Origin of the sequence: Actinomadura geliboluensis (genome assembly GCF_043197915.1) — a bacterium.
In the GTDB taxonomy this organism is placed as follows: Bacteria; Actinomycetota; Actinomycetes; order Streptosporangiales; family Streptosporangiaceae; genus Spirillospora; species Spirillospora geliboluensis.
Map to the genome: position 1 here is coordinate 50,729 of NZ_JBICUA010000001.1, position 17,894 is coordinate 68,622.

17 protein-coding genes are annotated in these 17,894 nt (G+C 73.9%); 9 read left to right on the forward strand and 8 right to left on the reverse strand.

Annotation, left to right across the window (positions count from 1 at the left end; genetic code table 11):
• Positions 1-814: 814 nt before the first annotated feature.
• The 3 genes from ACGFI1_RS00270 to ACGFI1_RS00280 form a co-directional block, all read right to left on the reverse strand.
• Positions 815-1,096 carry a hypothetical protein gene (locus ACGFI1_RS00270; RefSeq protein ID WP_392781587.1) on the reverse strand — a complete coding sequence of 94 codons (282 nt, stop codon included), beginning with the start codon at positions 1,094-1,096 and terminating at the stop codon, positions 815-817.
• Between the two features lie 174 nt (positions 1,097-1,270).
• On the reverse strand, positions 1,271-2,164 hold the full coding sequence (locus ACGFI1_RS00275; protein ID WP_392781589.1) for a hypothetical protein: 894 nt from the start codon (positions 2,162-2,164) through the stop codon (positions 1,271-1,273).
• A gap of 60 nt (positions 2,165-2,224) precedes the next feature.
• Complete coding sequence (locus tag ACGFI1_RS00280) at positions 2,225-3,571, reverse strand: MFS transporter (protein ID WP_392781592.1); 1,347 nt, start codon at positions 3,569-3,571, stop codon at positions 2,225-2,227.
• A gap of 72 nt (positions 3,572-3,643) precedes the next feature.
• Here ACGFI1_RS00280 and ACGFI1_RS00285 point away from each other — a divergent pair, with 72 nt between their 5' ends.
• Complete coding sequence (locus tag ACGFI1_RS00285; protein ID WP_364551517.1) at positions 3,644-4,309, forward strand: TetR/AcrR family transcriptional regulator C-terminal domain-containing protein; 666 nt, start codon at positions 3,644-3,646, stop codon at positions 4,307-4,309.
• Here the strand turns inward: ACGFI1_RS00285 and ACGFI1_RS00290 are convergent.
• The gene (locus ACGFI1_RS00290; protein ID WP_392739049.1) at positions 4,301-5,047 is read right to left on the reverse strand and encodes an alpha/beta hydrolase; all 747 of its coding nucleotides are present in this window, start codon (positions 5,045-5,047) and stop codon (positions 4,301-4,303) included. The genes ACGFI1_RS00285 and ACGFI1_RS00290 overlap by 9 nt on opposite strands.
• A gap of 106 nt (positions 5,048-5,153) precedes the next feature.
• Between ACGFI1_RS00290 and ACGFI1_RS00295 the strand changes: the two genes are divergently transcribed.
• Positions 5,154-5,414 (forward strand): hypothetical protein, encoded by a 261-nt coding sequence (locus ACGFI1_RS00295; RefSeq protein WP_138635202.1) that lies wholly within the window; start codon positions 5,154-5,156, stop codon positions 5,412-5,414.
• 32 nt (positions 5,415-5,446) lie between these two features.
• The gene (locus tag ACGFI1_RS00300; protein WP_392781595.1) at positions 5,447-6,358 is read left to right on the forward strand and encodes an LLM class F420-dependent oxidoreductase; all 912 of its coding nucleotides are present in this window, start codon (positions 5,447-5,449) and stop codon (positions 6,356-6,358) included.
• Here the strand turns inward: ACGFI1_RS00300 and ACGFI1_RS00305 are convergent.
• A complete protein-coding gene (locus ACGFI1_RS00305) occupies positions 6,336-6,722 on the reverse strand; it encodes a VOC family protein (protein ID WP_138635198.1) in 387 nt (128 codons plus the stop codon). The two genes, ACGFI1_RS00300 and ACGFI1_RS00305, sit on opposite strands and share 23 nt — an antisense overlap.
• Positions 6,719-7,363, reverse strand: a complete 645-nt coding sequence (locus ACGFI1_RS00310) for a TetR/AcrR family transcriptional regulator (protein WP_387068499.1) — start codon at positions 7,361-7,363, stop codon at positions 6,719-6,721. Before ACGFI1_RS00310 ends, ACGFI1_RS00305 begins: the two co-directional genes overlap by 4 nt.
• 275 nt (positions 7,364-7,638) lie before the next feature.
• On the opposite strand from ACGFI1_RS00310, the gene ACGFI1_RS00315 reads away from it, so the two are divergent.
• From ACGFI1_RS00315 to ACGFI1_RS00330, 4 genes are all read left to right on the forward strand, one after another.
• The gene (locus ACGFI1_RS00315; protein ID WP_392781598.1) at positions 7,639-8,568 is read left to right on the forward strand and encodes an ABC transporter substrate-binding protein; all 930 of its coding nucleotides are present in this window, start codon (positions 7,639-7,641) and stop codon (positions 8,566-8,568) included.
• A gap of 106 nt (positions 8,569-8,674) precedes the next feature.
• Positions 8,675-9,703 carry a FecCD family ABC transporter permease gene (locus ACGFI1_RS00320; RefSeq protein WP_387068656.1) on the forward strand — a complete coding sequence of 343 codons (1,029 nt, stop codon included), beginning with the start codon at positions 8,675-8,677 and terminating at the stop codon, positions 9,701-9,703.
• Entirely contained in the window at positions 9,700-10,470 is a 771-nt protein-coding gene (locus ACGFI1_RS00325) for an ABC transporter ATP-binding protein (RefSeq protein ID WP_392781601.1), read from the forward strand. The genes ACGFI1_RS00320 and ACGFI1_RS00325 overlap by 4 nt, the downstream gene beginning before the upstream one ends.
• A 2-nt stretch (positions 10,471-10,472) precedes the next feature.
• Positions 10,473-11,156 carry an adenosylcobinamide amidohydrolase gene (locus ACGFI1_RS00330; RefSeq protein ID WP_392783193.1) on the forward strand — a complete coding sequence of 228 codons (684 nt, stop codon included), beginning with the start codon at positions 10,473-10,475 and terminating at the stop codon, positions 11,154-11,156.
• A 112-nt stretch (positions 11,157-11,268) separates the two neighbouring features.
• Here the strand turns inward: ACGFI1_RS00330 and ACGFI1_RS00335 are convergent, their stop codons facing one another.
• Both ACGFI1_RS00335 and ACGFI1_RS00340 read right to left on the reverse strand, forming a co-directional pair.
• Positions 11,269-12,600 (reverse strand): chromosome segregation ATPase, encoded by a 1,332-nt coding sequence (locus ACGFI1_RS00335; protein ID WP_392781604.1) that lies wholly within the window; start codon positions 12,598-12,600, stop codon positions 11,269-11,271.
• 77 nt (positions 12,601-12,677) lie between these two features.
• The gene (locus tag ACGFI1_RS00340) at positions 12,678-14,228 is read right to left on the reverse strand and encodes an AMP-binding protein (RefSeq protein ID WP_392781606.1); all 1,551 of its coding nucleotides are present in this window, start codon (positions 14,226-14,228) and stop codon (positions 12,678-12,680) included.
• Between the two features lie 204 nt (positions 14,229-14,432).
• Between ACGFI1_RS00340 and ACGFI1_RS00345 the strand changes: the two genes are divergently transcribed.
• The gene (locus ACGFI1_RS00345) at positions 14,433-16,532 is read left to right on the forward strand and encodes a hypothetical protein (protein WP_392781609.1); all 2,100 of its coding nucleotides are present in this window, start codon (positions 14,433-14,435) and stop codon (positions 16,530-16,532) included.
• Between the two features lie 38 nt (positions 16,533-16,570).
• Positions 16,571-17,887, forward strand: coding sequence for an extracellular solute-binding protein (locus ACGFI1_RS00350; RefSeq protein ID WP_387068507.1), 1,317 nt, complete (start codon positions 16,571-16,573; stop codon positions 17,885-17,887).
• The last annotated feature ends 7 nt before the right edge of the window (positions 17,888-17,894 follow it).

Here is a 17,894-nt window from a genome sequence, read left to right on the forward strand (position 1 = left end):
GCCGCCGTCCGCCTGGACCGCTCCCCGCTGAGTAGCGGTGGTCTCCAGGACAGCGTGGCCGCGCAGGGCGCGAAGAGGAGAGGGACGCCACCGGCCTTGGCGCCAGTGGGTGACACGGATGTTGCTTTGTGCGCCGCCTTCAACATTGCCGACGGCACATCATCACCGAGCTGCAGCGCAGGCAGCGCGCGGCCGAGTACAGGAAGTTCGTCTCCGTGATAGATAAGCCCGTGCTCGCCGAGCCGAAGAGGCGCCTGGTTCGCGACAACCCTGCCGCCTCAAGTCACCGCTCGTCCACGAATGGCTGGCGCCGCCCCGCTTTCAAGTGCATGTACCTCAGCCAGGTCGCCCTGGCTCAACCTGTCCGACGCTGGTTCACGTACCTCAGCACCGGGCTCATCCAACGCGGCGTCAAGAAGCGTCCACGCCCTCGAAGCCCGCGTCCGTACCGGCCGGCGAGGCGGCGTGGGCGGGACCCGGCGCCAGTGGGGTCGTGATGGTGTTGGTGTCCGAGCACGCAGCGGGGCCGACGTCCGTGCCTGGGGTCCGCCAGGTGGCGTGGGCGGCCCGTGTCAGTGGGGCGTCATGGTGTTGGTGGCCGCTGCGCGGCGGTCCAGGTGCCGGACGAGGTTGACCAGGGCGTGAGTTAGTGCGGTTTCAGTTCGGCGGTCGGATGCAGCGTGGCGACGTCGTTCATTCGGTGCTCGCGGTGTTGGTGGCCGCTGCGCGGCAGTACAAGTGCCGGACGAGGTCGGCCAGAGCGTGCGCTAGTGCGGATTGGGTTCGGTGAGTGGGCTTGTCGCTGTGGCGGCGTTCATTCGGTGGTCGTGGTGTTGGTGGGCCGGCAGGCGGGGCAGGGGCAGGTTACGAGGAGGTCGCCGCCGGTGCGCCGGTCGGCGGGCCAGCGTGCGTCGATTTCGGTGGCCTCGGTCTGGCATGCGGGGCAGGCGTCGGTGCGGTCGGGGCACCACTGCGGGCCCTGTTCGACCAGGTCACCGGTGTTCAGTCCGCACAGGGTCAGGCCCCAGTGCCCCGAGGCGTGGTAGCGCCGCGGTGCCTGTTCGGCGCCAGGGTCGGCGCACATGTCCCAGCGCATGTCGGACGGTGCGTACCAAGGCCGGGTCGGGGTGGGGACTTGACCAGGCGGGCCCGCCACTAGCGCCGCCCTTCTCGTCCGGCTAGACGCTATCGGTGTTCGGTGGACAACTTCGGCCCGTCTTTGGGACGGCTCCAGCCTCGGACGGCGGTTTCGGTGTCGGTGGTGGCGTGGTTAGTGGGGGCGGCGTTTCAGGGTTGCCAGGCGGGTTTCTATTTTGGTCATGGTCTCGTTGTCGGGTTTCCAGCCTCGGTGGAGTAGGGCGGTCAGGAGGGCCTCCAAGTAGGGGGCCGGGGTGATGAGGAAGTCCTTGGTGACCGGGATGATCTCCCAGTGCATCTGCTTGGCCAGCCAGCGTCGGCGGGCCTTGTCGTGGGCGAGGGCCCCGGGGCCGGTGTGGTGGCGTTCACCGTCGTATTCGAGACCCACGCGGAAGTCCGGGTAGCCGAGGTCGACGTAGAGGCGGCGGGCTTGGGGGCCCATGACCGGAACCTGGGTCTCAGGGCGGGGCAGGCCCGTCTCCACGATGGCGACGCGAGTCCAGGTTTCGCCGGGAGAGGCCGCGCCTCGGTCGGAGAGGCGGACGACCTCGCGGAGCTTCTTGTTGCCTCGATAGCCGGGGAGCGTCCGGGCCATTGCTGTTACGGCTTCGGCGCTGACGCCTTTTCTCAGGAATTGGTCTAGGGCGGCTACTGCTTCCAGGCGGGGAAGCCAGCGGGCGCAGTCGAGTGCCGTGCGGATGGGTGTCGTCAGGCGGATACCCGATTTCTCTATGGCGTGGTCGGGTGGGACCTCGACTGTGTCGGGGGTGGGGGGAGTCGAGGGTTCGGGGGTGATGAGGTCTACGGGCCAGTCGGTCTCGTCCATGCCCGGGGGCAGAACGTCCAGGCCCCATATCCAGGCGGCGGTGCGGCGGGCGATGACTGCTTCCGGCGGGAGGAGGCCGCTGAGGACGGCGGCTCGGGCGGTGAGGGATGCGCCCTTGGCGGGGGCGAAGTAGACGCCGGGGCCGACGGGGACGATCGTGTTGGCGGGCGTCCGCTTCCAGGTGAGGGTCATCCCGTTCATGTGGGGATCGTGGCAGGGACGGTCGGGGCGGTGAGTGCCGGTCGCGGACTTGTGGATAACTCACCTGCGCATCAGGAGTGCGGTGATGGCGGCTCCTGTGAGGGCGGTCGCGGCTCCGATGAGGAAGAGGGTGTCTTGGCTTACCACTGCGCCGTAGGCGGCGATGCCCACGGAGAAGCCGATCTGTAGGACGGTGTTGTTCACGCCGGACGCCATTCCGAGGTGCTGTTCGCCTGGGATGTCCACGGCGAGGCTGCCCAGGGTCGGGAGTGCTACGCCGCAGGCCAGGCCGGCCAGCAGCATTCCGGGGGCCAAATCCGTCCAGGATGTGGAGCCGCGCATGAGGAGTATCGCGGCGGCCAAGAGGGCTAGGGAGGCCGAGACCAGGAGGCCCTTGGGGAGGCGGTCCATAATGGCTCCTGCCAATGGGCCCGCGAGGAGTATGGGGACTACCAGCGGCAGGAAGCACAGGCCCGTTTTCAGTGCCGTGTAGTGCAGGCCGTCCTGGAACCACAGGGACACGTAGATGAGCATCGCGAAGATGCTCGCCTGGACGGTGAACGATCCGATCTGGGTGCCGGTGAAGACGCGGTCGTGGAAGAGGGAAAGGTCCAGCATCGGGTCTCGGCGGCGGTGTTCCACGGCGATGAAGAGGACGAGGGCCGCGAGGGCGGCGACGGAGGCCGTCAGGGTTCGTGCGCTTCCCCAGCCCTGGTCTTGACCGCGGAGAAGGGTGAAGACCAGCGCGGTCAGGGCCACGGCCAGGAGGGACGGGCCCAGGACGTCTATGCGGCGCGGGGTGCGGGCGGGGTCGTGGCGGGGCAGGGCGGCGGCGCCGATGGCGAGGGTGAGGGCTCCGGCGGGGACGTTGACCAGGAAGATCCACCGCCAGCCGAGTCCGGAGACCAGCGCGCCGCCGGCGACCGGGCCGAGCACGACGGCTAAGCCCGCGGCCATGCCGCGTACGCCGAAGGCCAGGCCGCGGCGGCGGCCCGTGTAGCACTGGGCGATCAGGGCGAGGGTCGTCGCGAACATGAGGGCGCCGGCGAGTCCCTGGACGACGCGCATGCCGATGAGCACGGCTGCGTTCGGGGCCAGGCCGCAGGCGAGCGACGCCGTGGTGAACAGCGCCACGCCGGTGAGGAACGAGCGGCGGCGGCCCCAGCGGTCGGCCAGCGAGCCGGCGGTGAGCTGGAACGCGGCCATCGCCATCGTGTAGCCGTTCATGACCCATTGGAGGTCGCCGAGACCGGCGTGCAGGTCGTCGCGCATCCGGGACAGGGCGACGGTCACCACGGTCGCGTCCAGCATGAGCATGAAGACCGCGGCGACGATCGCGGCCAGTGGCCACCAGGTGGGCGGACGGAGGGCTTCGCGGGTCGGCGCGGACGGGATCGGGTCGATCATGGGCTCTCCCTAGCAGCGGTAGGGAGAATCTAGCAGTGTTAGGGATTCCCTTGCAGTGTTAGGTTTGCGGGCATGGGTGGATTTCCGCGCGGGCAGGAGACGGCGGCGGCGCCGCGGCTGGATCGCGGCGAGATCGTCCGGGCGGCCCTCGAACTGCTGGACCGGGACGGCTTCGACGCGTTCAGCATGCGCAAGCTCGCCGCGGAGCTCGACGTCAAGTCACCGTCGCTCTACTGGCATGTGCGCGGGAAGGACGAACTCTTCGAGCTGCTCATCGACACGGTGATCGGAAAGTGCCCGTTGCCGGACGCGGAGGGCGGCCCCTGGCAGGAGCGGCTGTCCCGGTTGGGGCTGGATCTCCGGCAGGTGCTGTTGTCGCATCCGGCCGCCACGCGGCTGCTGCCGGGGCGGCTGCCGTTCGGTCCGCACGGGCTGCGGCTGGCCGACCGGGTGATCGGCATCCTGCGGCGCTCCGGGTTCGACGACCGGATGGCGGGCTACGGCTACCTGATCCTGGTGTTCTACGTGGTCGGCTTCGCGGTGCAGGAGATCGCCTTCGGCAAGGGCGCGGACGGCGGTGCGCGGCTCGCCGAGGTCGGCGGCTACCTGGCCGGGCTGCCGGTTGAGCAGTATCCCGATCTCGTCGCGGTGGCGGACGGGCTGCTGGCCCCGGGGCTGACCGACCGGTTCGAGTTCGGGCTGCGGAACCTCATCGACGGGCTCGCGCAGTCAGGCTGAGACCGCGTCCGTCGACCACTTGGCGATGCGGTTGATCAGGTCCGGGGTGGCGGCCACCTCGGCGTGGCCGAAGGCCGGTTCGATCCACAGTTCCTTCGGGTCGGACGCCGCCTCGTACAGCTGGTGCGCGTGGTCGAGCGGGAAGAACGCGTCCGCGTCGCCGTGGACGACGAGGAAGGGGACGGGCGCGATGCGTCCGGCCAGCTGGTGGGGCGCCTCGGGCACCGGGTCCCAGCCCTTCGGTGCGATGCGGGTGCCGCGGGCCATGCGGACGGCCAGGCGGCCGAGGCGCCGTTCGATGACCCAGTGCACGCGCCGCATCGGCACCGTCCCGCGGTAGTACCAGCGGGCGGGCGCGCTGACCGACACGACCGCGTCGACGCCGCCGTGCAGCGCGGCATGGCGGACGACCACCGCGCCGCCCATGGAGAACCCGGTGACCGCGACGCGCCGGTATCCCCGGCGGCGGGCCGCCGCGACCGCGGCGGCGACGTCGAGGACCTCGCGGTCGCCGACCGTGGAGTGCCCGCCGGACCTGCCGTGGCCGCGGAAGTCGAACGCGAGGACGCCGCCGTGCCGGCCGAGGGCGCCGGCGATCCGGCGCAGCGCGGGCTGCCGCCACGAGCAGGTGAAGCCGTGCGCCAGGACGAAGCACACCTCGTCGGCGCCCCGCAGGTGGCCCGCGTCGATCCGCACGCCGTCCGCGGTGTAGAGCGTGAGTGGTTCGGGATCTGCCACGTCCTCCATGATCCGTCATCGCGGAGCGGGGCTGAACGACCGGGTGGCTGGGTAGATAGGGGAACGTGGCTGGAGGGTTGGTTGATCGGTGTACGGGCCGGCGGATATGGACAGCGAAGACCACGCGCTCGGTGTGAGGGCGTGCGGGGGCCGGCACGAGGGTGACGAGTACCCGTGCCAGGCGATGGCGTCCTCGGCGAGCGCGCATGAGCGTGCGGCGGCGCTGCTGGAGCGGATGGCCGCCGCGCATCCCGAGGAGGCCGATCTGCATCTGCAGTCGGCCGCCCGGCACCGCAGGTGGGCGGCGAACGACCGGGAGCTGGCGCAGAAGTACGCGCCCCGGGACGGCGGCCCGGACGGTGTGTAAGGATCGCCTTACACAGTTCTAGGGAGGTCCTTGTGCGTATTGGGGTCATGCTGAGCGAGCGGGGCGGGGCGGACGCGCTGGGCAGGCTGGCGGACGACGTGCGGCGCGCGGCCGACGACGGGTTCCCCTCCGCGTGGCTCTCGCAGATCTTCGGGGTGGAGGCGATCACCGCGCTGTCCGTGGCGGGGCGCGGCGTCCCGGACATCGAGCTCGGCACCGCGGTCGTCCCGACGTATCCGCGGCACCCGGCCGTGATGGCGCAGCAGGCGCGGACGGCGGCCCTGGCCCTGGGCGGACGGTTCACGCTCGGCATCGGCCTGTCCCACCAGGTCGTCATCGAGGGCGTGTACGGGTACGACTTCGGCCGTCCCGTCCGGCACATGGACGAGTACCTGTCGGTGCTGGTGCCGTTGCTGAACGGCGAGAACGTGTCGTTCGAGGGCGAGACGCTGAAGGGCTCCATCGGGTTGAGCGTCGGCAACGAGGCGCGGGTCCCGCTGCTGCTGGCGGCGCTGGGTCCGAAGATGCTGAGGCTCGCGGCGGAGCGCGCGGACGGGACGGTGCTGTGGATGACCGGGCCCGCCACCGTCCGAGAGCACATCGCGCCGACCATCACGGCGGCGGCCAAGGCGGCGGGACGCGACGAGCCGAGGATCGTGTGCGCGCTGCCGACGTGCGTCACGAGCGACCCCGAGCGCGCGCGGGAGCAGGCCGCCCAGACGTTCGCGATGTACGGTGACCTGCCGTCCTACCGGGCGATGATGGACCGGGAGGGAGTGGCCGGCCCCGCCGACCTGGCCGTCGTCGGGGACGAGGACACCGTCGCCGCCAGGCTGGAGGAGCTGGCCGCGGCCGGCGTCACCGACTTCGTCGCCGCCCAGTTCATGCCGGACGACGAGCAGGGCCGGACCCGGCGGTTCCTCAAGGGCGCGGCGGCGCGATGAGCTCGTAGAGGTTGCCGCTGGAGTCGGAGAAGTAGAGGCCGCGCCCGCCGAGCGGGTGCGCCTCGTCGACGCGGCCGCTGTCGGCGTGCGCGGGTTCGTCGCCGTAGGGGATCTCGCGCGCGTCGAGGCGGTCGAGGACGGCCTCGAACGTGCCGGCGTCCACGTCGAAGGCCAGGTGGTGGCCCTGCGGGTGCGCGACCGTCAGGAAGTCGAGGGTGAGGCCCTCGTTGACCCGGATCGGGACGAAGTGCCGCGCGTGCGGGTGCGGGCCCGTGTACGGCAGGCCCATGACGCCGGCGAAGAAGCGGGCGGCCTCGTCGTTGTCGGCGGCGGTCACGATCGTGTGGTTCAGGCTGATCGTCATTCGGCGGTCTCCTCCATCAGGGCGCCGTGCAGGAAGACGTCCAGGTACTCCGCCATGGACGGACTGGGCGCCGCCGGCCCGGCGGGGGGACGGGCGCGGGTGAACGCCATGCCCATGAACAGGCTCGCGAGCTGCTCGGGGGGCAGGCGGAGCCGGTCGCGCTCCGGCTCGAACAGCTCGGCGACGGCGTCGCGGGTGCGGGTCATGGAGGCGTCGCGGTCGGGCGCGGGCCCGGCGGCCCCCTCCCCTTCGTCCGGACGGGGCGGCACGCGGCGGTTCCCGGCGCGCCCGGTGGCGTGCAGGGCGCCGACGACCATGCCCATGCGGCCGAGGTAGGCCTCGATCGCGTCGCTCGCCTCGGCGAGCCGCGCGGCCAGCGGCTGGTCGAGCGGGACGGCCTCGATCTCGGCGAGGACGTGGTCGGGGCGCAGCGCCTCGGCGACGCAGGCGTCCAGCAGCTCGTCCTTGTCGGCGAACACCCGGAAGATCGTCGCCTCGCCGATGCCGGCGGCGCGGGCGATCTGGCCGGTGGTCACGGCGGTGCCGTGCTCGGCGACGAGCGGCAGCGCCGTGCGCACGATCATCTCCCGGCGCTCCCGCGGGCTCATTCCCGGCGCCCGGCGCCGGTTCTCGCGCTCCATGCCCTCCACGCTACGGAGTGAGTACTCACTCCGTCAACACCGAGTGAGTGCTCACTCCGACCACCCGGACAAACCCGGATACGGCGGCTGATACCGTTGCGGTGCTGCGCGCCCAGGAGCGAAGTCCGGTGTGAACCCGGCGCTGTCCCGCAACTGTGGTGCCCCTCTCCGAGTGGCCGAGCCAGGTCGCCTCCTCGCGCGCTGACGACTATCGACCTCGTGGAAGGGCGATCCGTCATGAGCGGGCCGCGGCTTCCCCCAGCCTGGAGGCTCCTGTGAGACCCGTACGTACCCTCGGCGCGGTGATGGCGATCGGTGTCGCCCTGGTCACGGCCGCCTGCGGCGGCGCCGGCGACGGCGCCAAGGACGGGACGGGCGGCGCAGCGTCCGTCACCGTGCAGGCCGCGAACGGCGCGGTGACCGTCCCCGCCCGCCCGAAGCGCATCGTGTCGCTGTCCCCCACCCACACCGAGACGCTGTTCGCCATCGGCGCCGGCCCGCAGGTGGTCGCGGTCAGCGACTTCTCCAACTACCCGGCCGAGGCGCCGCGCACCAAGCTGTCGGGCTTCAAGCCGAACGCCGAGGCGGTCATCGCCTACAAGCCGGACCTCGTCGTCGTGTCCGACGACCTGAACGGCATCGTGAAGTCGCTGGAGAAGGTGAAGATCCCCGTCCTGCTGGAGCCCGCGGCGGCGAAGCTGGACGACGCCTACGACGAGATCAACGACCTCGGCCTGGCCACCGGCCACGCCGCCGAGGCCAAGAAGCTCACCGACGGCATGCGGGCGGAGATCCAGCGGACGGTCGACGCGGCGTCCGCGTCCGCCAAGGGCAAGGGCCTGACGTACTACCACGAGCTCGACAACGAGCTGCACTCGGTGACGTCCAAGACGTTCGTCGGCCAGGTGTACGGCATGTTCGGGCTGCGGAACGTCGCCGACGCCGCCGACAAGGCGACCGGCGGGTACCCGCAGCTGTCCCGCGAGTACCTGCTCAAGCAGGACCCCGACCTCATCTTCCTGGCCGACACCAAGTGCTGCGGCCAGAACACCGCCGCGCTGGGCGAGCGTCCCGGCTGGTCCGGTCTGGGCGCGGTGAAGAACAAGAACGTGGTCGAGCTCGACGACGACATCGCCTCCCGCTGGGGGCCGCGCCTGCCGCAGTTCGTCAAGGCGATCGGCGACGCCGTGCAGAAGGTGCGGTGACCGCCGCGGCCGGGGACGCCCGCCCGTGAACGGCCTGCGCGGCCCGCTCGCGAAGGGCCTGCGCCGCGCCCGCCCCGGCACCGGGGCGGGCGCCCTGCCGGGCAGCCTGCCGGCCGCCCGGCTGCGGCCGCTGCCGCTCGCGGTCGCGGTCGCGGTGCTCGCGGCGGCACTGCTGGCCGGCGTGCTGGTGGGCGCCGCGGGGCTGCCCGTCGGCGGCGTGCTGAAGGCGCTCGCGGACAAGGTGCCGTTCGTGGACGTCGACTCCGGTCTCGGGCCGATCGACGAGAGCGTCCTGTTCGAGCTGCGGGTGCCGCGCGCGCTGATGGCGGCGCTGGTCGGCGGGATGCTCGCCATGGCCGGCGCCGGGTACCAGGGCGTGTTCCGCAACCCGCTCGCCGACCCGTACCTGCTCGGCGCGGCGTCCGGCGCGGGGGTCGGCGCGACGCTGGTGATCGCCCTCGTCCCGGGCGACCCCGGCTACGGCATCCCGCTCGCCGCCTTCGCCGGCGCCCTGTGCGGGGTGTTCCTCGCCTACGCGCTCGGCCGGACGGCGGGCCGCCACGAGGCGGTGACGCTGGTGCTCGCGGGCGTCGCGGTGTCGCTGTTCCTGTCGGCGGTGCAGACGCTCGTCCAGCAGATGAACGCCGAGGAGCTGCAGCGGATCTTCTCCTGGATCCTCGGCGGGGTCGGCTCGGCGGACTGGCACCAGCTCGCGCTGGTCGCCCCGTACGCGCTCGTGTCCACCGTCGTCCTGCTGGCGCACGGCCGCCTGCTGGACGTGCTGAGCGTCGGGGACGAGGAGGCGGCGAGCCTCGGCCTGTCGGCGTCCCGGGTCCGGCTGATCGTGCTGCTCGCCGCGTCGCTGGCGACGGCGTCGGCGGTGGCGGTGAGCGGGCTGATCGGGTTCGTCGGCATCGTCGTGCCGCACGTGGTGCGGCGGCTGGCGGGCGGCTCGTACCGGGTGGTGCTGCCGCTGTCGCTGCTCGGCGGCGCCGCGTTCCTGGAGCTCGCGGACCTGGTGGCGCGCACCCTCATCAGCCCGGGCGAGCTGTCGCTCGGCGTGGTGACGGCGTTCGTCGGCGGCCCGTTCTTCGTGGCGGTGCTGCGCGCGTCCCGCAGGCAGGTGGAGACGTGACGGTCGCGGTGCGGGGCCTGGACGTGTCGCTCGGCGGCCGGCCGGTGCTGAAGGGCGTGTCGCTGGACGTCCCCGCCGGGTCGTGGACGGCGGTGATCGGGCCGAACGGCGCCGGGAAGTCGACGCTGCTGCGCGCTGTCCTCGGCCTGGTGGCCTCACGCGGCGAGATCACGGTGGCGGGCGAGGACCTCCAGCGGCTCAAGCCGCGGCAGCGGGCCCGGACGGTCGCCTACGCCGCGCAGAACCCGCACCTCCCCGTGGGGATGACGGTGTTCGACTACACCCTGCTCGGACGCTCCCCCTACATCCCGCATCTCGGCCGGGAGAGCGCGCGCGACCGGGCCATCACCGAGGAGGTCCTCGAACGGCTCGACCTCACCGCCTTCGCCACCCGGCCCCTGGACCACCTGTCCGGCGGAGAGAGGCAGCGGGTGGTGCTGGCCCGCGCGCTGGCGCAGCAGACGTCGGTGCTCCTGCTGGACGAGCCGACGACCGCGCTCGACATCGGCCACCAGCAGCAGGTGCTGGAGCTGGTCGACCGGCTGCGGCTCGCCGACGCGCTGACCGTGGTGACGACGATCCACGACCTGACCCTCGCCGGGCAGTACGCCGACGCGCTCGTCCTCATCTCCGGGGGGCGGGTCGCGGCGGCGGGCACGCCGGAGGAGGTCCTCACCCGCGCGGTCGTCGAGGAGCACTTCGGCGCGCGGGTCCATGTCGCCCCCGGTCCGGGCGGGCGGCCGATGCTGGCGCTGGAGCGGCCGTGAACCTGGAGACCGTGTGGCGCGAGGAGGACGGGAAGCGCCTCGCCGCGACGGTGTGGCGGGCCGGGCCCGGCCATCGGATGATCTCGTCGGCGATGCTCGGCGGCGGCATCGGCCCCGCCGGATGGGTGCTGAACGCGCAGGTCCCGGGCGCCTACTCGCGCACCGACCCCGTCGCGCACCTGACGGAGCTGGCCGCGCTGTACGGGCTGGAGGGGGCGGGCGTCGGGATGCTGACGGCCGCGTCCGTCGCCCGCACGATGCGGCGGGACGACGCGGGCGTGCGCGTGTCGGCGACCGTGGGGCTGCGCGTCCCGACCTGGGCGGCCTCCCCCGCCGGGACCCCCGACCCCGAGCTGGCGCCGCTCGACGGGACGCCCCGGTCGGCCCGGGCGCCCGGCACGATCAACATCGTCGTCGCCGTGCCCGTCCCGCTGAGCGACGCGGCGCTGGTGAACGCGGTCGTCACCGCGACCGAGGCGAAGACGCAGGCGCTCCTGGAGGCGGGCTTCCCGTGCACGGGCACCGCGTCCGACGCCGTCTGCGTGGCGGCCGCGTCCGGCGGCGCGGCGGAAGAGGTCTTCGCCGGGCCCCGCTCGACGTGGGGCGCGCGGATCGCCCGCGCCGTGCACGCCGCCGTCCACGCCGGGGCGGTCGACTACACCCGCTACCTGGAGACCCGCGGCTAGCACCCGGCCGCCGTACCACCCCGGTGCGGTACGGCGGCCGGATTCAGGGCCAGTGCAGTATGGGGGGTTGCGCCTCACCTCCTACCTGTGCGTCGCTTCGCCGGCGTGACCGTCAGCCGGCGTGGGGAAGGCGATGTCCGTTGGCATGTCCGTTGGCGTGCCCGTTGGCATGTCCGTTGCGGTGGCCGTTGTGGTGCCCGTTCAGCGGTCCGGTGCGGGGGCCGGTGGCGAGCGGGTCGCCGCCGTCCAGCAGCGACCCGGTCCGCGTCCCGTTCACCGGCGGCAGCGGGTGCAGCCCGGTCAGCGGCTCCGGGTCGGCCACCGGGCGGGGGCCGGTGTCCTGGCGGTCGGCGAGCGCGGTGAGCGCGTCGACGCGGCGGCGGGCCCGGTCGGCCTCGGACCGCGCGGCGTCGCGCTCGGCGGTCAGCGCCCGCACCGCCGCGCGCAGCTCCTCGGCGGCGCGGGTCAGCTGCCAGTTGTGGCGCTCCAGCTCCCGGCCGCGCGCCTGGATCTGGTCGCGGTCGGCGACGGCCTGCCCGCGTTTGGCCTCGGCGTCGCGGACGGCGGAGCGCAGGTCCTCGGCGGCGCGCTCGGCGGCGGCCGCCTCGACGCGCCGCCCCTCCAGGAGCGTCTCGGCCTCCGACACCCGGCCGTGCAGGGCGACGAGCTCGGAGCGGGCGTTCTCCAGCGAGGCGAGCAACTCCCCCTCGCGGGACGCCATCCGGTCGCGCTCGCGCTCGGCGGCGAGCCGGGCCGCGGCCGCGCCGTCGGCCTCGTCCCGCGCGTCCGCCGCCTCCTGCCGGGCGGTGTCGCGCTCGGCGGTCAGCCGCTCGGCCTCGGCGCGGGCGGCCGCGGCCTCCCGCTCGGCGGCCTCCGCGCGGGCGCGGGCGGCGGCGGTCTCCCGCCACGCCAGCTCGGCCTGCCGCTGGGAGGCGTCCCGCTCCCGCTGCGCGATGGCGACCTGCCCGGCGGCGTCGGCGCGGGCGTCGGCGACCCGCCGCTCGACCCCGGCGACGCTCAGCTCCGCCATCAGCGAGCCGGCGAGCCGGTCGGCGGCGCCCTCCAGCCGGTCGACCATCTCCCACGCCCAGGCGACCTGCCCGGTGAGCCCCGGGGACTCCAGCGCCCGCTCGCGGCTCTCCCGCGCGGCCCGCTCACAGGCGCCGTCGCGGTCCTGGCAGAAGCGGACGGTGCGGGCGCCGCGCACCGGCTGCGGCACGGGCCGTCCGCAGCCGGCGCACGGCCAGACCGCGACCGGGTCACCGAGGCGTGCGATCCCGGCGCGGTCGGCATCGGCGGCCGCGGGCTCGCCGGGGCCGGCGCCGGCCGGCGCCTCCTCCGCGGCGTACGCGGCCGGGTCGGTGACGACGGGAAGGTCGGTCTTCGTCGGGGCGGCGGGAGTCGGGGCGACGTCGTCCAGCGGGGCGACCTTCTGGTCTTCCATGTGCCGTTGTACGCACGGGCGCGCGGAGGCGTTCGACGTTTCCGGCGGCGGGTCGCGGGCGGCGCGCCCCGCCGCCGTCAGCCCTCCCGTCCGCCCAGGTAGTCCTCGCGGACGCGGCGCCGGCTGAGCTTGCCGGACGGGGTGCGCGGCAGCGCCGGGCGGAACTCGATCCGCCGGGGGTGCTTCAGCTTCGCCAGCCGCGGCGCGCAGAACGCGAGCAGGTCGGCGGCCAGCGCGTCGCCCGCCTCCGCGCCCTCGGCGGGCTCGACGAGCGCGACGGCGAGCTGCCCCCAGTCGTCGTCGGGGACGCCGATGACGACGGCGTCCCCCACGGCCGGGTGCTGGAGCAGCACGGACTCGATCTCCGCCGGGTAGATGTTGACGCCGCCGGAGATGATGAGGTCGGTGCGGCGGTCGCTCATGTAGAGCCAGCCGTCCTCGTCCAGGTGGCCGAGGTCGCCGGGCGTGTAGAAGTCGCCGCGCATCGCGGCGGCGGTCTTGTCCGGGTCGTCGTGGTACTCGAAGCCGGGCTGCCCGCTCGCGTAGATCAGGCCGGTCTCGCCGGGCGGCAGCTCGGCGCCCTCCGGGTCCAGGATCTTGATCTGGACGCCCTCGACCGCGCGCCCGACCGTCCCGGGGTGGGCGAGCCACTCGTGCGGCGCGGCGACGACGACGGGCCCGCTCTCGGTGGAGCCGTAGTACTCGTAGAGGACGGGCCCCCACCAGTCCATCATCCGCTGCTTGGTCTCCTTGGGGATCGGCGCGGCGGTGTGGAAGACCTGCCGCAGCGACGACACGTCGTACCTGGCCCGGACGTCCTCGGGCAGGCCGAGCATGCGGTGGAACATGGTCGGCACCATCAGCGAGTTGGTGACCCGGTACCGCTGGATGAGGTCGAGGGTCTCCTCTGGCCCGAAGCGGGCGGAGATGACGACGGCGTGGCCGAGGCTGAGCGACATCAGGGCGTGGACGCAGGGCGCCGAGTGGTACAGCGGGCCGATGGCGAGGTGGACCTCGTCGTCGCCGGGTTCGAGGCTCAGGTGCCGCATCAGCGTCTGCTTCATGACCTCGAACAGCACTTCGGGCGGGATGTCCATCAGCGGGCGCCGCACGCCCTTGGGCCGTCCGGTCGTCCCGGACGTGTAGAGCATCACCGAGCCCATCTGGCGCTTGGCCGGCGGGTCGGCGCTGTGCGCGGCGCACAGCTCGGCCATCGCGCGGTAGCCCGCGGCGGGGTCGGCGCTCACCCGCCCCTCCGCCGGGACGCCCGCCTCGTCGGCCGCGCCGGACACGGCGGCGGCGAACTCGCCCTCGGTGATGACGGCCTTGGCGCCGGAGTCGCCGAGGATGTAGCCGATCTCGGGCGCGGTGAGGTGGCGGCTCACAGGGACGAGGTAGAGCCCCGACTGCATCGCGGCCAGCATCACGGTGAGGAACTCGCGCCGGTTGCCCAGGACCGTCGCGAGCGCGTCGCCGGGGCTCAACCCGATGCTCGCGAGCGCGTGGGACAGGCGGTTCACCTCGGCGTGGAGTTCGCCGTAGGTCACCGGTCCGCCCGGGGCCAGCACGGCCGGGCGGTCCGGGTCGTTCTGTGCGATCTGGTAGAAGCCGACACCTTCGACGCCCATACGGCTCTCCTCAGTGCGGGGTCTGGCTCGGTCCATCTGACCCGTCTTGCTGGCGGCCCGTCAAGAGGGCGCGGCGCGGCGTGGCGACGGAGATCGACCGGCCCCGGTCAGCCCGCTTTCCTGACCGCGACCGTCCGGCTACGTATCATGATGGGTCAGTGCCGGGGGGCCGAGAACCGAGACCTACACGGCGATGGGGCGTGCATGACGGGACCGAGCGGCGACGGCGGCCGGTCGCGGCCGCCGGGGCGCCAGGACGGCCTTCCCCCCTGGCTCCGCAGGTTCCTGCAGGTCATGTTCCTCGACCTCTGCTCCACCGTCATCGTCAGCATCGGGGTGACGCTCGTGCACGGCGTCTTCTGGCTGAACGCGGTCGTCACCCTGCTGGTCGTCGCGGTGCTGACGGCCGTGCTGCTCGTCTTCTACCCCGCGACCGCGCACGCCGTCCTGGAACGCGTCGGAAGGGTCTTGCGAGGGGGCGGCGCGACGCTCGGGTGGGGCCTCGCGGGTGCCGCCGCGATGGCCGCGCTCCTGCTCGCCGGCACCGGCGTGCAGGTGCTCCGCGACCGCGCGAGCGCGTGCGGGCAGCCGCTCGACCTGCGGGTGCTGACCGCCCCCGAGACGCTCACGCCGCTGCGGGCCGCCGCCGCCGAGTTCGTGAACGACAGCGAGGACCGCGGCTGCCGCGAGTACAGCGTCACCGTCGTCCCCGAGGCCGGGCCCGTCCCGCTGTACGACGGGTTCCGGCTGCTGTGGCGGCGCAGCGCGGCGGCGGACGCGGGCCACGCCGACGACCAGCAGCTGTTCGGCCCGCAGCCCGACATCTGGATCCCGTCGTCCACGGCCGAGTACGACTTCGTCCCGAAGGGCCCGGGCCAGGTCGGCGCGGCCGGGGCGGGGCCGGGCGCGCCGTCCGGCAAGGCCGACCCGGTGTTCCGGGTGCGCGGCTCGGTCGGGACGTCCCCGCTGGTGCTGGCGCTGTTCACCCGGGCGCACGAGTCCGTCGCCGACCCGATCGCGGCGCCGATCGCGCCGAGCACGGCGGCGCTGCTGCGCCGGGTCGCGGACGCGGGGGTGCGGCTGCGGGCGATCGCGCGGCCCGTCCCGGAGACGTCGGCGGCGGCGCTCGCCGTCACGCCCGCGTTGTACGACGGGGCACCGGGCTCCGACGCCGCGGACGAGCGGTTCGCCGAGCCCGCCGACCTGGTGGCGCCGGACGCGGTGTCGCTGCTGTGCCGGTTCCGGGAGCGCGCCGCCGCGCAGGACTCCGCCCCGCCCGACGACGTCGCCGTCGCCGTGCCCGAGCAGGTGCTGCACGACTACGACATGGGCCGGCCGCTCGGCGACCGCTGCGGCGCGGCCGACCCGGACGCCGCCGCGTTCGCGCGGTGGCGCCTGCACCCCTACTACGCGACCGGCCTGCCGACGCTGGACCACCCGTTCGTCCAGGTGAAGTGGCGCGGCCAGGACACGCGGGAGCGGGACGCGGCGGTCACCGCGTTCCGCCGCTGGCTCGACCGCAACCCGCTGACCCGGCAGGGTCTCCGCGACGACCGCGGCATCATCCCGCCCGCGCGCGAGGGCGACACCCGGCACTACTACCTGTCGCGGCTGCAGGGCGTCGTCGGCACCAGGGTCATGCCGACCGTGGTGGGGCTGGAGTCGCCGGCGGGCGTCCAGGACACCCTCGACCGCATCGGCGCGGCCCGCCCGCGGACGTCGGTGTCGCTGCTGCTGGACGTGTCCGGGTCGATGGGCGGCGCGGCGCAGGCGCGCGGCGGTTCGCGGCTCGTGCGCGGGACGTCGTTCCTGCGCAGCCTGGTGGCGCAGCTGCAGAGCAACGACCGCGCGGGCCTCCAGGTGTCGTCGGCCACGGCGTCGCCGAGCGCGGCGGACACCTTCGGCAACGTCCCGCAGGACGCGGCGTCCCCGGAGCAGAAGAGCGCGATCACCAGCAGGCTGCAGGCGGTCGCGTCCAGCGGCGCCGACCAGCCGCTCAGCGACGCGATCGCGGCGGCCGACCTCGGGCCCGGGCGGCAGAACCTCGTCCTCGTCACCGACGGGCAGTCCGCCGCGACCAACCCGGGGCTCGGGTCGCGGGTCGGCTGGCTGTCAGGTGAGTTCCGCGGGCGGCATCCGGGGCTGCGGCTGACGGTGGTGCTGACGGGCCCGGCGACGTGCGGCTCGTCCCCCGTGCGGGAGATCGTGGCGGCGCTCGGCCCGAAGGACGGGCGGGGATGCGTGCCGCTGACCGACGCGCCCGAGGCCGAGCAGGCCGCCGAACTGCTGTCGGAGCTGCGATGAGACGCCCCCGCCTTCTCCCGAGAGGCCGCCGGGCGCGGGTGAGCGCCGCGGCCGGGGCGGCGCTGGTGCTGGTGGCGTGGCTGCTGGTCGTCCTGTGGCCGGGCGCGTCGTACTCGGGCATGGCGGCCGACTGCGACCGGTCGGAGCTGTTCGTCGTGGGCGGCACCGACGTCAGCCTGAAGAACCAGCGGCGGGCCCTGATCCGGCAGTGGAACGAGGGCCGCTACCCGGACGGCCGCCCCCACCCGCACGCGACGCTGGTCGAGGCGGCGGAGTCGACCGACCTGCAGCACAGCCAGATCAAGGCGGTGCAGGAGTCCGGCAGCTGCGCCTACGACGTCCTGATCATGGACAACACGTGGACGGCGCAGTTCGCCGACGCCGGCTACCTGCGGCCGCTCGACGGCATCGACGGGCTCGACGACTTCTTCCCGGCCGCGCTGCGGACGGGCGAATGGGACGGCGAGCTGTACGCCGTCCCATTCAACGTGGACGTGGGCCTCCTCTACTACTGGGAGGGCGTGTCGCCGCCGACCGCGTGGCCGGGGCTGCTGTCGTCGGGCGTTGCGATGCAGCTCGCCGACTACGAGGGCCTGACGGTGAACGCGCTGGAGGCCGTGTGGAACGACGGCGGCGGCGGGCGGCTCACCGGCACCGACCGCCCGAGCGAGGACGAGCTGAAGACGAAGGTGTATCCGGCGCTCGCCCGGCTGGTGCCGCGCGTGCACGGGGCGCTGGCGGCGTCGCGCGGGTACGGGGAATTGCAGAGCATCGAGGCGTTCGCGTCCGGGGCGAAGCTCATGCGCAACTGGCCGTACGCGTTCTCGGCGCTCGCGTCCGAGCCCCGGATGCGGGACGGCGCGCGGCTGCGGTTCGGGGTGGCGGCGCTGCCGGGACGCACCGTCCTCGGCGGGCAGAACCTCGCCGTGTCCGAGCGCTCCCCGAACCCCGGCGACGCCGCCGACCTCGTGGAGTTCCTGAGCGGGACGGGCAGCCAGCGGCTGCTGTTCTCCTGCGGCGGGTTCGCGCCGGGCCGCTACTCGGCGCTCGGCCTGTCGCCCGGCCGGCACTCCCCCGCCGACGTGAAGGTGCGGGCCTGCTCGTCCCTCACCGGCCAGCCGGTCGGGCCGGGCGAGACCGAGGTGCCGGACGAGGCGCAGCTCACCGGGCTGGCGCGGGCGGTGGTGACCGCGCTGGGCCGGGCCGAGCCGCGCCCGGTGACCCCGCACTACAGCACGTTCACCGGCACGTTCCGGGGCTGCGTCCAGAAGATCTTCGACCGGGCGGGCACGGACCCCGAGACGTTCGCCGAGGCGGTCGGGCGGTCCCTGGACGGCCGCACCGCGTCCTGCTGAGCCCGCG